Origin of the sequence: Streptomyces sp. NPDC014733 (genome assembly GCF_043083385.1) — a bacterium.
Classification (GTDB): Bacteria; Actinomycetota; Actinomycetes; order Streptomycetales; family Streptomycetaceae; genus Streptomyces.
The window spans coordinates 282,971-296,087 of sequence record NZ_JBIBYO010000002.1 but is presented as its reverse complement, the minus strand read 5'-3'; the positions used below and the strand labels follow the sequence as shown (position 1 = coordinate 296,087).

The window sequence follows — 13,117 nt, the reverse complement described above, 5'->3', positions numbered from 1 at the left end:
ATGCGGGGGTGACTCCTGTGAATACTCCGGGCCGGCACCGGCCCCGTACCCCTGTCGTCGCCGGACTCGGCGCTCTCGCCCTGGTGTCCACGCTGACCACCGGGCCCGTCGCCCACGCCGCCCCGGCCCCCGCGGCCGGCGGCCGCGCCGCGGCTCCCGCGGTCCGTCCGATGACCGCGGCGGAGTGGGGAACCAACGCCTACCTGGCCTCCATCCGCCGCGACCCGCGTGCGCTGCGCTCCTTCTTCCAGCGCCTTCCCAAGGGCGGTGACCTGCACAACCATCTCTCCGGCGCGGTCACCCCCGAGTACCTCATCGGGCAGGCGGCCGAGGACGGGCTGTGCGTCGAGACCGCCACGATGACCGCCGTGCCCGCGCCGTGCGGGCCGGGCACCCGGCCCGCCGCCGACGCCCGCCGCGACCGCGCGTTCCACGACGCGATCGTGCGCGCCTGGTCCATGCAGGACTTCCCCGCGGACGGCAACGGCCACGACCACTTCTTCGACACCTTCGGCAAGTTCGGCGAGGTGACCTGGCGCCACCGCGGCAAGCAGCTGGCCCAGGTGGCCAACACCGCCGCCGCACAGCACCAGTTCTACGTCGAGACAATGGTCACGCCCGCGTCCGAGGAGGCGAAGAAGCTGGCCGACACGGTCGGCTGGGACGACGACTTCGCGGCGCTCCACCACAAGCTGGTGGCCGGTGGCAGGCTCGACGGCGTCGTCGCGGCGGCCCGGCGGGAGGCGGACGCCACGGATGACGAGTTCCGCGCCACCGCGCACTGCGGCACCACCCGCGCCGAGCCCGGGTGCCGCCTGCCCGTGCGCTGGATCTCCCAGGTCTCCCGGGGCAGCGCGCCGGAGCGGGTCTTCACCCAGATGGCCGTCGGGCTGCGGCTGGCCGAGCGCGACCGGCGCTTCGTCGCGATCAACCTCGTCCAGCCGGAGGACGGGGAGCGGGCGGTGCGGGACTACCGCCTGCAGATGCGCATGCTGAAGTATCTGCGCGGGGTCTACCCCCAGGCCCACGTCACGCTGCACGCCGGTGAGTTGTGGCCCGGGCTGGTCAAGCCGGAGGCGCTGAAGTTCCACATCCAGGAGGCGGTCGACGTCGCGCACGCCGACCGCATCGGCCACGGCGTGGACCTCGTCCACGAGGACGGCTGGCAGCGCACGGCCCGCACCATGGCCGCCCGGGAGACCGCCGTGGAGGTCCCGTTGACCAGCAACGCCCAGATCCTCGGCGTCCGCGGTGCGGACCATCCCTTCCGGACGTACCGCGCCTTCGGCGTGCCCGTCGTGCTGTCCACCGACGATCCGGGCATCAGCCGCACCGACATCAGTCACGAGTACGCCTACGCCGCCCGCACCTACGGCCTGTCGTATCCGGAGCTGAAGGACCTCGCCCGCGCGTCGTTGAGGTACGGCTTCCTGCCGGGGGCCGATCTGTGGCGGGGCAACCCCACCCGTGACGGCTACCGGACCGTCGACGCCTGCCGCGGGGTGCGGCCCGGCAGCCCCGCGCCGGGGCCGGAGTGCCGCCGGCTGCTCGACTCCAGCCCGAAGGCGGCCGCGGAGTGGCGTCAGGAGGGCGACTTCCAGCGGTTCGAGCGGTCTTTCGGCCACTGATCCTCGCTCTGTCGGGCGGCCGCCGGTTCCGGACCGGCGGCCGCCTTCGCGTTGCCGCCCCGGGCGGGTGAGCGGCGGGTGTGGGCGACGGGCCGGGAATCGGGCGGGATGCCGGATGTGCCGGCGGGGCGGCCGCGGAGCAGAAGCGGACGTATCCCCGGATCCCCGGCGCCCCACTTGCGTCTTTAGGTTTGCCTAACCTAATGTCACGACGCGTGTTGACGACCAAACCCCCTGCGACGGGGACCGGTTCGGGGTCCGCGCGGGCTTTGCCGGCGTTGGCGCGCCGGCTGCCGTGGGCGGCCGCCGGGCTCGCCGCGCTGGCTCTCTGCGCCGCCCTCAGCCTCGCCTGGGGCACCCGCTCCGTACCGCTGTCCACCGTGTGGGACGCCCTGACCGGCACCGCCCACGGCCGCGATGCGCTGGTGATCACCGGACTGCGGCTGCCGCGCACCCTGGTGGGGCTCGCGGTCGGCGCGGCGCTCGGCGTCGCCGGGGCCGTCGTCCAGGGCATCACCCGCAACCCCCTGGCCTCCCCCACCACCCTCGGCATCAACGCCGGTGCGGGCTTCGCCGTCGTCACCGCCATCTACGCCCTCCATCTCACCCGGCCCGGCCAGTACGTCTGGTTCGCCTTCGCGGGCGCCGCGGCCGCCGCGCTCTTCGCCCAGGCACTGGCCCGGCGCGCCGGGGACCTCGATCCCGTACGGCTCGCGCTCGGCGGCACGGTGCTCCAACTGGTGCTGCTGTCCTGGACGTCGACGGTGATGCTGGCGAGCCGCCGCACCCTGGACGAGGCGCGGTTCTGGCTCGCCGGATCGCTCGCGGAGCGGCCGCTGTCGGTACTGCTGCCGGTGCTGCCCACGCTGGTGATCGGTCTGGTCGTGGCGTTGGCGATCACCCCGGCGCTCAACGCGCTGGCGCTGGGCGACGATTCCGCGCAGGCGCTGGGGGTGCCGGTGGCGAAGATCCGGCTGGCCGGCGGGCTCGCGGTGGTGCTGCTGGCGGGCTCCGCCGTCGCCGTCGTCGGGCCGATCGCCTTCATCGGGCTGGCCGCGCCGCATCTGGTGCGGCAGCTGTTCGGCTCCGACCACCGGATGCTGGTGCCCGGCTGTCTGGTCGCCGGGCCGCTGCTGCTGCTCACCGCGGACATCCTCGGGCGTGTGGTGATCCGCCCGTCCGAACTCCAGGTCGGCATCGTCAGCGCCTTCCTGGGCGCACCGCTGCTCGCCCTGCTGGCCCGGAAGGCGGCACGGTGAGCGACGTACGCACTCTTCCGAAGGCTCCGCAGCGCCCGGCCGCCCGGCGGGCGCACGGGCCGCGGCGCACCCTGCTCCTGCTCGTCGTCGCCGCGGTGGTGCTGCTCGCACTGGCCGTCACCTCCGTGGCGGTCGGGGAGATCCCGCTGGGTCCGGTGGTGGCGCTCAAGGGGCTGCTCGGGCTGGGAAATCCGGCCGATGTGGTCGTGGTGCAGCAGTTCCGGGCGCCGCGGATGGCCGCGGCCGTCGTCGCCGGGCTCGGGCTGGCGGTCGCCGGGGCGCTGCTCCAGCGGCTGTTCCGCAACCCGCTGGCCTCACCGGACGTGATGGGCGTGACCGGCGGGGCGTCCTTCGGGGCGGTCGCGATGCTGGCCGCCGGTGCGCCGCAGGCGCTGATCCCGCCCGCGGCGCTGGGCGGCGGACTGCTGGCCGCCGTGCTGCTGGGCGCCTTCGCCTGGGGGTCGGGCGCCGGGGTGACCCGGCTGGTGCTGGTGGGCCTCGCCGTCCAGGCGGGTCTGTCGGCCGCGGTGAACTTCATGGTCGTCCGCTTCCCCACCGAACTGGCCGGGTCCGCGCTCCAGTGGACCACCGGCTCGGTCTACGGCCGGACCTGGGCCGAGGTCGGCGCCGCCGGCGGCGCGGTCGCCCTCGCGCTGGCCGTGGCGTTCGCGCAGCACCGGCGGCTGGCCGTCCTCGACCTCGGCGACGACTCGGCCGGGGCGCTGGGCCTCAGGACCTCCGCCGCCCGGCTCCAGATCCTGGTCACCGCCATCGCGCTGGCGTCGCTGGCGGCGGCGCTGACCGGCCCGGTCGCCTTCGTCGCGCTGGCCGTACCGCATCTGGTGCGGTTCCTGGCCGGGCCGCCGACCGCCGCGACGCTCGCCCTCACCGGCCTGGCCGGTGCCGTGCTGCTGCTCGCCTCCGACCTGGTGGCGCAGTACCTGCTGCCGGTCAGCGGGCTGCCGGTCGGGGTGGTCACCGCCACCCTGGGCGCGCCCTGGCTACTGGTGTTGATGATCCGTCAGAGCAGTTCCGTCCACAGGAGTGCCCGATGACCGCCGACCGGCTCGCCACCCACGGCCTCGATCTGCGCTACGGCGACCGGCTGGTCGTCGGCGGCCTCGACCTGGAGCTGCCGGGCGGCGCCGTCACCGCCGTCGTCGGGCCCAACGCCTGCGGGAAGTCCACCCTGTTGCGCGGGCTGACCCGGCTGCTCGCCCCGGCCGCCGGGACCGTCACCCTCGACGGCTCCGACATCCACCGGATGTCCGCGAAGGCGCTGGCGCTGCGCATGGGGCTGCTGCCGCAGCAGCCCGTCACGCCCGAGGCGATCACCGTCGAGGCGCTGGTCCGGCTCGGCCGCTATCCGCACCAGAAGCTGCTCAGCCCCTGGTCGGCGGCGGATCAGGCGGCGGTGGACGCGGCGCTGGCCCGCACCGGCACCGATGTGCTGCGCGACCAGAGCGTCGACCGGCTCTCCGGCGGGCAGCGCCAGCGCGCCTGGATCGCGCTGGCGCTCGCCCAGGACACCGATCTGCTGCTGCTCGACGAGCCGACCACCTTCCTGGACCTGCGCCATCAGCTCGACGTCCTCGACCTCGTCGCCGAACTGCACGCCGAGGCCGGCCGGACCGTGGTGATGGTCCTGCACGACCTGGGCCAGGCCGCCCGCTACGCCGACCATCTCGTCGTCCTCAAGGACGGCCACCTCGCCGCTTCCGGCGCCCCCGCCGACGTGCTGGACGCGGAGCTGGTCCGGTCGGTGTTCGGCGTGGAGTGCCGGGTGATCCCCGACCCGGAGACCGGCACCCCGCTGGTCGTCCCGCTGGGCCGGGCCGCCCGGCGCGCCGCCGTCACCGCCTGACCAGCCTGACCTGCCTGACCTGTCTCCCGTATCCCGTACACCGCCGACCGAGGAAGACCCCACCCATGGCCAACAGATCCGTACCGCGCGGCCGTCGCCGGTTCGCCGCCGCGCTGCTCGCCACCGTCCTGGGCACCGCCTCGCTCGCCGCGTGCGGCGGCGGCGCCGGTGACGCGGGGGCGAAGGACACCGCCGGCGGTGCCTTCCCCCGTACCGTCAAGACCGCGATGGGGGACGTGACGATCCCGTCGAAGCCGAAGCGGGTCGTGGTGCTGGACACCGGGGAGCTGGACGATGTCACGATGCTCGGCGTCGACCCGGTCGGTGCGGTCTCGCCGCACATGAAGACCGAGGGCGGCTTCCCGGACTACCTCAAGTCGGAGATCGGCGGCGTCACCGACGTCGGGCCGCTGCTCGAACCGAACCTGGAGAAGATCGCGAGCCTGCGGCCCGATCTGATCCTGTCGTCGAAGGTCCGCCACGAGAAGGTCTACGACAAGCTCAAGGCGCTCGCGCCGACCGTCCTCACCGAGACGACCGGCGGGCCCTGGAAGGCCAACCTCACGGTCCACGCCCGCGCGCTGGGCCTGGAGAAGAAGGCCGGCGCGGCGATGGCGAGCTACCAGGAGCGCGCCCGCCACCTGGGCGAGGCCATCCGGAAGAAGAACCACGGCACCATGCCGACCGCCTCGGTGGTCCGCTTCATCGCCGGGCCGACCCGCCTCTACCAGCGGTCGTCGTTCAGCGGTGTGGTCCTCGACGACATCGGGCTGAAGCGGCCCGCCTCGCAGAACTCCACCGACCCGGCGAAGACGATGACCGACGTCGGTCCGGAGGAGATCGACCGGGCCGACGCGGACCTGGTGTTCGTCACCGTCGCGGACGTGCCGGAGAAGACCCAGCGCAAGGACGTCACCTCCAACCCGGTCTGGAAGAGCCTGCCCGCCGTCAAACACCACCAGGTCTTCGAGGTGCCGGACGAGACCTGGATGTCCGGCATCGGCATCCAGGCGGCCGAGCACATGCTCGCCGACGTGGCGAAGGCCGCGGGCGTGCCGCTGCCCCCGAAGTGATCCACCGGGGCGGGCGGTTCACGTCCCCGGACCGCCCGCCCCGCTCCCTCCCCCGCACCGCCCCCGACCCCGAAGGGGTTCCCGCTCATGCGGATGTACCTGCTCGCCCGCAACCCCACCGACTCGGTCACGGACGGCTTCCTCCCCGCCGCCGCCGCGCTCGGCCTGGACCTCACCGTCCTGACCGACCACCCGGACGACCACCGGGCCGTCTGCCCCGGCGTCGAGGTCCTGGCCTGCGAGGTCACCGATGTCGCCACCGTCATCGGCCGGATCGCCACCCACCACCCGGCCGACGCCGTCTTCACCAACAGCGACCACCTCCAGACGCAGACCGCGCTGGCCGCCGCCTACTTCGGGCTGCCCGGCAAGGACTGGCGCGCCACGCTGCGCGCCAAGAACAAGGCCGAGCTCCGCCGCCACCTCGCCGCCCGCGGCGCCGACACCGTCCGCGCCGTCGAACTCCCCGCCGGGCAGGACCCGTCCGCCCTCGCCGGCGCCGCGCTCCCCCACCCGTGTGTCGTCAAACCGCGCGAGGGCGTGGCCAGCGAGGACGTGCTGCTGGCCCGGGACGCGGCCGAGCTGGTGGCGCATGCCACCGCGATCCGCGGCCGCCGCCCGGACGCCGCGCTGCTCGCCGAGGAGTTCCTGCCCGGGCAGCTCTGCACGCTGGAGACGCTGGGCGACGGCCACCGCCGTCACGTCCTGGGCGGTTTCCGCACCACCGTCTCCGCGCCGCCGGCCTTCATCGAGGAGCGGCACGACTTCACCGCCGCCCACCCCGAGCCGGTCACCGCGCAGGTACTGGCCCAACTCGACGCGCTGGGCGTCGGATTCGGCGCCTGTCACACCGAGTTCGTGGTGCACGAGGGCCGGGCCCGGCTCATCGAGGTGAACTACCGGGCCATCGGCGACCAGTGCGACCAGGCGCTCGCCGACGTCCTGGGCATCCCGCTCTTCGCCCACATCCTCCGCACCCACCTCGGCGAGCCGCTCCCCGCCGACCTCGGCGCCCGCACCGGCGGCGCCGCCCGCGTCGCCTACGCCCTCGCCGACCGCGCCGGGACCCTGACCGCCGCGCCCGCCGCCACCGACCGCACCGCCGACGGCGTCCGCCTCGCCTACCGCCCGCTGCGCGCCGTCGGCACCACCCGGCCGCACCACCGCACCAACCGCGACTACCTCGGCGTGGTCCGGGCCACCGGCGACGACCGGGACGCCGTCGTCCGGGCCGCCGACGCCTTCCTCGCCGACGGACGCTGGGAGATCACCGCGTGACCACCGCCACCACGACGGATACCGCCGGGGAAGCCGCCGACGAGGAAGGCGCGCTGCTGCTGCGGGTGCTGAGCGCGCTGCTGCGCGAGGACGTCGCCGGGCTGCGCACCCGCACCACCCCGCTGGAGCGGGCAGACGGCCGGTGGCTGCGGCTGCCCGCCGACGGCGCGGCCGCGGCGCTGCTGCTGCCGGTGGCCTGCGACGGGTACCAGAGCGCGGACGCCGCCCGGCTTCCGCTGCTGGTCCGGGAGGCCGACGGCGTCCGCCTCGACACCCTCGGCGCGGTGCTCGGCGCGCTGCGCGCCCACGCCGACCCGGTCGACCACGGCGGCCACGACGCCTTCGCCGAGGAGTGCCGGCAGACCCTCGCCGCCCTGCGGCTGCACACCCGCACCCGGCACGCGGTGGAGTCGGCGCTCACCGCGCGGTACGGCGCCGGTCCGGCACACTGGACGGGCCCCGCCGCGAGCCTGGCGTACGACACCCTCGCCGCCCGTCTGGACCACCCCGTCTACCCCACCTCCCGCGGCCGCTCCGGTCTGACCGAGGAGCATCTGCGGTCCTACGCTCCGGAGTTCCACCCGCGTTTCGCGCTGCGCTGGCTGGCGCTGCCCCGGGAGGCGGTGGACGTCGCGGGCGACCCGGGCGCGCTGTCCGGGTGTCTGCCGACGGCCGCCGCGGTGGGCCTGGGCGGCCTGGACGCCACCCATGTCGTGCTGCCCGTCCACCCGCTGAGCACCGGCGCCCCGCTGGTGGAAGCGGTGCGCGAGCGGTGTCTGACGGGCCGGGCCGTCCTCGCGGAGCGGCCGTTCCTCGATGTCGTCCCGACGCTGTCGATGCGGACGGTGGCGGTGGCCGACGACCCGCTGCTCCACCTCAAGCTCCCGCTGGCCACCGCCACGCTGGGCCTGCGCAACCGGCGCACCATCAAGCCCCGCACCCTCGTCGACGGCGCCGCCGGGCAGCACCTCCTCGACCAGGTCATCGCCCGCGAACCGCGCTTCGCCGGACGCGTCCTCCAGGCCGACGAGACGGTGTACGCACACGCCGGACACGAGATGCTGGCGGTGCTCTGCCGCCGCTACCCGGCCGGGCTCGACGACAGCTGCGTGGTGCCGCTGGCCGCCCTGCTCGCCCCGGCGCCCGGCGGCGGGTTCGTCCTCGACCATCTCGCCGACCGCTTCCACGACGGCGACCCGCTGGCCCTGCTCGACGCGGTCCTCGCCCTGCTCCTGGACTGGCAGGCCACCCTCTTCGGTTACGGCATCGCGCTGGAGTCCCACCAGCAGAACGTCTCGGTGGTGCTGGACCGGCCCGGCGGCGGGCCCACCCGGCTGCGGCTGCTCTTCAAGGACAACGACGCGCCGCGGCTGCACCCGGCCCGGATGCGGGAGCGGCTGGGCGCCGACGCCCCCGGCCTCGCCGACTTCGACGACCCGCGGATCTTCACCTACGACGACGCCGCCCTCGCCGCCGTCTTCACCACCATCACCGTCCATCTCTGCGCCGCCTCCGCCGCGTTCGGGCTGGCCCGCGCCGGCCGCGCCCCGCTGCCGCGCCTGCTGGACCTGGTACGCGACCGGCTGGCGGAGGCCGCCGACCGGCAGGGCACCGCGCCCGGCACGCCCGGGGCGGTGCTGCGGGCCCGGGTGCTGGACGCGCCGACGCTGCCGGTGAAGGCGATGGTCAGCGCCGGGACGCTGCTCTCCAAGGAGCGCTCCGGCGCCGCCGACATCAACAAGCACTACACCGACGGACCCAACTACCTGCTGCCCGGCGGTGGTTCCCGGTGACGCTCTCCGCACCGGCGCCCACCGCCCCGGCGCCCGCGCCCGCCCGGCCGGGCCGCCGCCAGGTCCACGCCGTGGCCGGGTGCTACTTCGTGGCGTCGTTCGCGGCGCTGGGCCTGCCGCCGTACCTCACCGCGATCCTGCCGGAGCTGGGCGAGGGCGCCGCCCGCTGGGCCGGGCTGCTCTACGTCGTGCCCACCGTCTTCGGCGCGCTGGGCGCCCCGCTGTGGGGCCGCCTCGCCGACCGGTACGGCCGCAAACGGCTGCTGCTGCGGGCACAGTTGGGGCTTGCCGCGGCGTTCCTGCTGGCCGGGTCCGCCGACTCGCTGGAGCTGTTCGCCACGGCGCTGGTCCTCCAGGGCGTGCTGGGCGGCACCTTCGCCGCGTCCAACGGCTACCTCGGCGCGACGCTCCAGGGCGCGGAGCTGTCCCGGGCGCTGACGCTGATGCAGGGCAGCGCCCGCGCCGCACTGGTCTGCGCGCCCGTCCTCGTCGGCGCGCTGACGCCGTGGCTCTCCCCGCACCGGCAGTACGCGCTGCTCGCCGTGTTGCCGCTGGCCGCCGCCGGGATGCTGGCGACGCTGCCGGAGCCGGCGCGCCGCACCGCACCGGCCGGCCCGCCTGACGGGAACGGCGGGGCCGGCGCCGCCGGGAGCCCCGCCCCCGCGGTCGCCTCCCCCGGTGCCCTCCGCTCCCTCTACGCCCTGGAGTTCGTCTTCGTCCTCTCGACGGTGATCTCCTTCCCCTATCTGCTCTCGCTCGTCGAGGAGCGGCTGCCGGGCACCGGACCGGTCACCTCCGGTGCGCTGTTCGCGCTGCCGCATCTGTGTTATCTGCTCGGCGCGGTGGCCGCGCACCGCTTCTGCCGCAGCCGCCCCCGCCTCGGCCTGGTGCTCGGCTTCGCCTGCATAGCCGCCGGGTCCGCCGGGCACGCCGCCGCCACCTCGCTCGCGGAGTTCGCCGCCGTACGGCTGGTGCTGGGCGCCGGGCTGACGCTGGGTCTGGTCGGCCTGTCGGTGCGGGCCGCCGACTGCGCCGCGGGCCGGGCGCCCGGCGGACTCTTCGGCTCCATCGAATTCTTCTCCAAGGCCGGCGCGGTCGCCGCCGGTCTGGCCGCCGCGGCCGGCAACGCCTGGTTCGGGCCGTCCGCGCCGCTGCTCATCGGCACCGCCCTCGCCCTGGCCACGGTGTTCGCCTGCGTCCTCCCCGTCATCCGCCGTCCCCGCCTCCGCAGGAGCCTGTGATGCCCCCGCTCACCAACCCCGCCGGTCCCACGACCGCGCCCGCCGCCCCCGGCGCCCTGCCCACCGCGGACCACGCCGCGGCCCACACCCTCCTCAACTGCCTGCTGCGCGAGGTCTCCGGGCCGGAGCACCAGACCGCCGTCGACCGCGGCCATCTCCTGCTCCGCCTGCCGCGCCGCGGGGTGCTGCTGCGGGTCGCGCTGCGCCGCACCTCGCTGCTGGGCGCGCACCGCTTCACCGGTCCGGTCACCGTCGAGGAGGGCGACGGCTGGCGAGAGATCGGCCCGCGGCGCCTGGCCGAGTACGTCCACACCGAGCTGGCGCTGCGCACCGGTGCCGACAACGACGAGTTCCTCGACCAGTTCGCCTCCGGCCACCGGGCGCTGGCCGCCGCCCTCGCGGCCCGGCCGCTGCCGCAGCCGCCGGTGCCCGCCGGGGCCCCGGAGTGGACCGGCGCCTACGTCGCCTCCGAACAGGCCCTCCTCTTCGGCCACCGCTTCCACCCGACCCCCAAGGCCCGCACCGGCGACCCGGCGGCCTGGCGGACGTACGCGCCGGAGACCGGCGGCCGCTTCGGGCTGCTGCACCTCGCCGTCCGCGAGGAGCTGATCGCCCAGGAGACCGCCGGCGACGGCGCCGCCGCCCCGCTGGACGCGCTCGCCGACGTCCCCGACGGTTACCGCCTGCTCCCCGCCCACCCCTGGCAGTACGCCCTGCTCCGCGACAACCCGGTGCTCCGCGCCGCCGTCGACCGCGGCGACCTCCGTGTCCTGGGCACCGGATCCACCCCGTTCACCGCGACCGCCTCGGTGCGCACCCTGCACGCCCCCGACACGTTCCTGAAGTTCAGCCTGAACGTGCGGATCACCAACTGCCTGCGGAAGAACGCCGCCTACGAACTGTCCGGCGCGGTCGCCCTCACCCGGCTGCTGGCGCCCGCCCTCGACGAGCTGGCGGCCCGCTTCCCCGGCAGCGCCGTGCTGCGCGAACCGGCCTACCGCAGCGTGGCGCTGCCCGGCCCGGACGGCACGCCGGACACCGCGCTCTTCGAGGGGTTCGGGGTGATCGTCCGCGAGGGACTGTCGCGACGGCTGCTGCCGGGCACCACCCCGCTGCTGGCCGGCGCCGTCGCCGACGAGTACCCGACGAGCCCGGCGCACCTCTCCCACCTGCCCGCCGGACGCGGCCCCGACGAGGCGCTGGCGTGGTGGGCCGCCTACCTCGACCTGCTGATCCCGCCGGTCCTCGCCGCCTACTTCGACCACGGGCTCGTCCTCGAACCGCATCTGCAGAACGTGCTGATCTGCGTGGACGGCGACGGTATGCCCGCGCAGGTCCTCTTCCGCGACCTGGAGGGCACCAAGCTCGTCCCCGAGCACCACCCCGACACCCTCGCCGCGCTGCCGCCCGAGGTCGCCGGTCCCCTGACGTACGACGCACAGCGCGGCTGGGACCGCGTCGTGTACTGCCTGCTCGTCAACCACGTCGCCGAACTCCTCGCCGCCCTCGCCGATCTGCACCCCGGTACCGAGGCGGCGCTGTGGGCGCGGGTCCGCGCCACGCTGGAGGCGCACGCCGAGCGGTACGGCTGCCCGCCGCGGCTGGCCGCGCTGCTGGCCGGCGTCCCGCTGCCCGCCAAGGCCAATCTGCTCACCCGCTGGGAGCGCAAGGCCGACCGGGACGCCGGGTACGTCCGGCTGCCCTCCCCCCTCGCCGAGTCCGTCCTGACCTCTGCCTGCACCACCCCCCGGAGCACCCCGTGACCGACCCCACCCCCGCCGTCCGCGCCCGCATCGCGGCGCTGGCGCCGGACGCACTGCCCGCCTACGTCTACGACCTGACGGCACTGGCCGCCCACGCCGCCCGGGTCCGGGCCGCCCTGCCGCCCCGCGTCGAGCTGTACTACGCGGCGAAGGCCAACCCGGAACCGCGGCTCCTCGCGGCGCTGCGCCCGTACGTCGACGGCTACGAGGTGGCGTCCGGCGGTGAACTCGCCCATGTGCACGGGGCGGTACCGCAGGCGCCGCTGGCCTTCGGCGGCCCCGGCAAGACGGCCGCGGAACTGGTCCGGGCGCTGGAGCTGGGCGTGGCGCGGTTCCATGTGGAGAGCGGCCACGAGCTGCGGATGCTCGGCGCGCTCGCGGCCCGGCACGCGCCGGGGCGGCGGATCGCGGTACTGCTGCGGTTCAACCTGCCGGTGGACGGCGACGTCCTGGACGGGGTGGAGCTGGCGATGGGCGGCCGCCCCACCCCGTTCGGCGCGGACCCCGCCGAGGCGGACGTCCTCGTGCGGGCGCTGACCGACGGCACGCTGCCGCAGCTGGAGCTGCGCGGCATCCACGCCCATCTGGCGAGCGGTCTGCGGGCGCCCGGGCAGCTGGCGGTGGCCACCGCGATCGTGACCTGGTCGACGGCGCTCGCCGCCCGGCACGGCTTCCCGCTCGCCGAGGTCGTCGTCGGCGGCGGCATGGCCGTCGACTACGGAGCGCCCGGGGAACGCTTCGACTGGACCGCGTACGGCGAGGGCCTGGCCCGGCTCGCGGCCGGCCACCCGGGGCTGACGCTGCGTATCGAACCGGGCCGCGCGCTGACCGCGTACTGCGGCTGGTACGCGACGGAGGTCCTGGACGTGAAGGCCGGCCACGGCGAGGAGTTCGCGGTGGTGCGCGGCGGCACCCACCATCTGCGCACCCCCGCGACGAAGGGCCACGACCAGCCCTGCACCGTGCTGCCGTCCGACGCACCGTGGCCGCACCCGTGGCCGCGGCCCGCCGCGCGGGGCGACCGGATCACCCTCACCGGCCAGTTGTGCACCCCGAAGGACCTGCTGGCCCGCGGGGTGGCGGCGCCGGGGCTGCGCGCCGGTGACCGGGTGGCGTTCGGCCTGGCCGGGGCGTACGCCTGGAACATCTCGCACCACGACTTCCTGATGCATCCTCACCCCGGCTTCCACTTCGTCGGCGCCGGCGGGGAGGTGTGAG

Annotated in this window: 10 protein-coding genes; all 10 read left to right on the top strand. The window is 75.5% G+C overall.

The features are described 5' to 3' along the window. Nucleotides 1-8: 8 nt before the first annotated feature. The 10 genes from ACF1BH_RS06085 to ACF1BH_RS06040 all read left to right on the top strand — a co-directional run bounded on the left by ACF1BH_RS06085 (nt 9) and on the right by ACF1BH_RS06040 (nt 13,116). Nucleotides 9-1,628 carry an adenosine deaminase gene (locus ACF1BH_RS06085; RefSeq protein ID WP_391641203.1) on the top strand — a complete coding sequence of 540 codons (1,620 nt, stop codon included), beginning with the start codon at nt 9-11 and terminating at the stop codon, nt 1,626-1,628. A gap of 215 nt (nt 1,629-1,843) precedes the next feature. Beyond that, complete coding sequence (locus ACF1BH_RS06080) at nt 1,844-2,887, top strand: FecCD family ABC transporter permease (RefSeq protein ID WP_391641202.1); 1,044 nt, start codon at nt 1,844-1,846, stop codon at nt 2,885-2,887. Beyond that, the gene (locus ACF1BH_RS06075; RefSeq protein WP_391641201.1) at nt 2,884-3,942 is read left to right on the top strand and encodes a FecCD family ABC transporter permease; all 1,059 of its coding nucleotides are present in this window, start codon (nt 2,884-2,886) and stop codon (nt 3,940-3,942) included. Before ACF1BH_RS06080 ends, ACF1BH_RS06075 begins: the two co-directional genes overlap by 4 nt. Continuing rightward, nucleotides 3,939-4,751 carry an ABC transporter ATP-binding protein gene (locus ACF1BH_RS06070; protein WP_391641200.1) on the top strand — a complete coding sequence of 271 codons (813 nt, stop codon included), beginning with the start codon at nt 3,939-3,941 and terminating at the stop codon, nt 4,749-4,751. The genes ACF1BH_RS06075 and ACF1BH_RS06070 overlap by 4 nt, the downstream gene beginning before the upstream one ends. A gap of 65 nt (nt 4,752-4,816) precedes the next feature. Continuing rightward, nucleotides 4,817-5,824 (top strand): ABC transporter substrate-binding protein, encoded by a 1,008-nt coding sequence (locus tag ACF1BH_RS06065; RefSeq protein ID WP_391641199.1) that lies wholly within the window; start codon nt 4,817-4,819, stop codon nt 5,822-5,824. Between the two features lie 87 nt (nt 5,825-5,911). Continuing rightward, nucleotides 5,912-7,102: a siderophore biosynthesis protein gene (locus tag ACF1BH_RS06060; RefSeq protein WP_391641198.1), complete on the top strand. Its 1,191-nt coding sequence runs from the start codon at nt 5,912-5,914 to the stop codon at nt 7,100-7,102. After that, entirely contained in the window at nt 7,099-8,895 is a 1,797-nt protein-coding gene (locus ACF1BH_RS06055; protein WP_391641197.1) for an IucA/IucC family protein, read from the top strand. Before ACF1BH_RS06060 ends, ACF1BH_RS06055 begins: the two co-directional genes overlap by 4 nt. Further along, nucleotides 8,892-10,136: an MFS transporter gene (locus tag ACF1BH_RS06050; protein WP_391641196.1), complete on the top strand. Its 1,245-nt coding sequence runs from the start codon at nt 8,892-8,894 to the stop codon at nt 10,134-10,136. The genes ACF1BH_RS06055 and ACF1BH_RS06050 overlap by 4 nt, the downstream gene beginning before the upstream one ends. Then, a complete protein-coding gene (locus ACF1BH_RS06045; protein ID WP_391641195.1) occupies nt 10,136-11,899 on the top strand; it encodes an IucA/IucC family protein in 1,764 nt (587 codons plus the stop codon). Before ACF1BH_RS06050 ends, ACF1BH_RS06045 begins: the two co-directional genes overlap by 1 nt. Beyond that, nucleotides 11,896-13,116, top strand: a complete 1,221-nt coding sequence (locus ACF1BH_RS06040) for a type III PLP-dependent enzyme (protein WP_391641194.1) — start codon at nt 11,896-11,898, stop codon at nt 13,114-13,116. The genes ACF1BH_RS06045 and ACF1BH_RS06040 overlap by 4 nt, the downstream gene beginning before the upstream one ends. Nucleotide 13,117 lies beyond the last annotated feature (1 nt).

What these genes read in the sequence shown, in the direction of transcription:
- ACF1BH_RS06045 (WP_391641195.1), top strand. Translation starts at nt 10,136, where the DNA reads ATGCCCCCGCTCACCAACCCCGCCGGTCCCACGACCGCGCCCGCCGCC.
- ACF1BH_RS06060 (WP_391641198.1), top strand. Translation starts at nt 5,912, where the DNA reads ATGCGGATGTACCTGCTCGCCCGCAACCCCACCGACTCGGTCACGGAC.
- ACF1BH_RS06070 (WP_391641200.1), top strand. Translation starts at nt 3,939, where the DNA reads ATGACCGCCGACCGGCTCGCCACCCACGGCCTCGATCTGCGCTACGGC.
- ACF1BH_RS06065 (WP_391641199.1), top strand. Translation starts at nt 4,817, where the DNA reads ATGGCCAACAGATCCGTACCGCGCGGCCGTCGCCGGTTCGCCGCCGCG.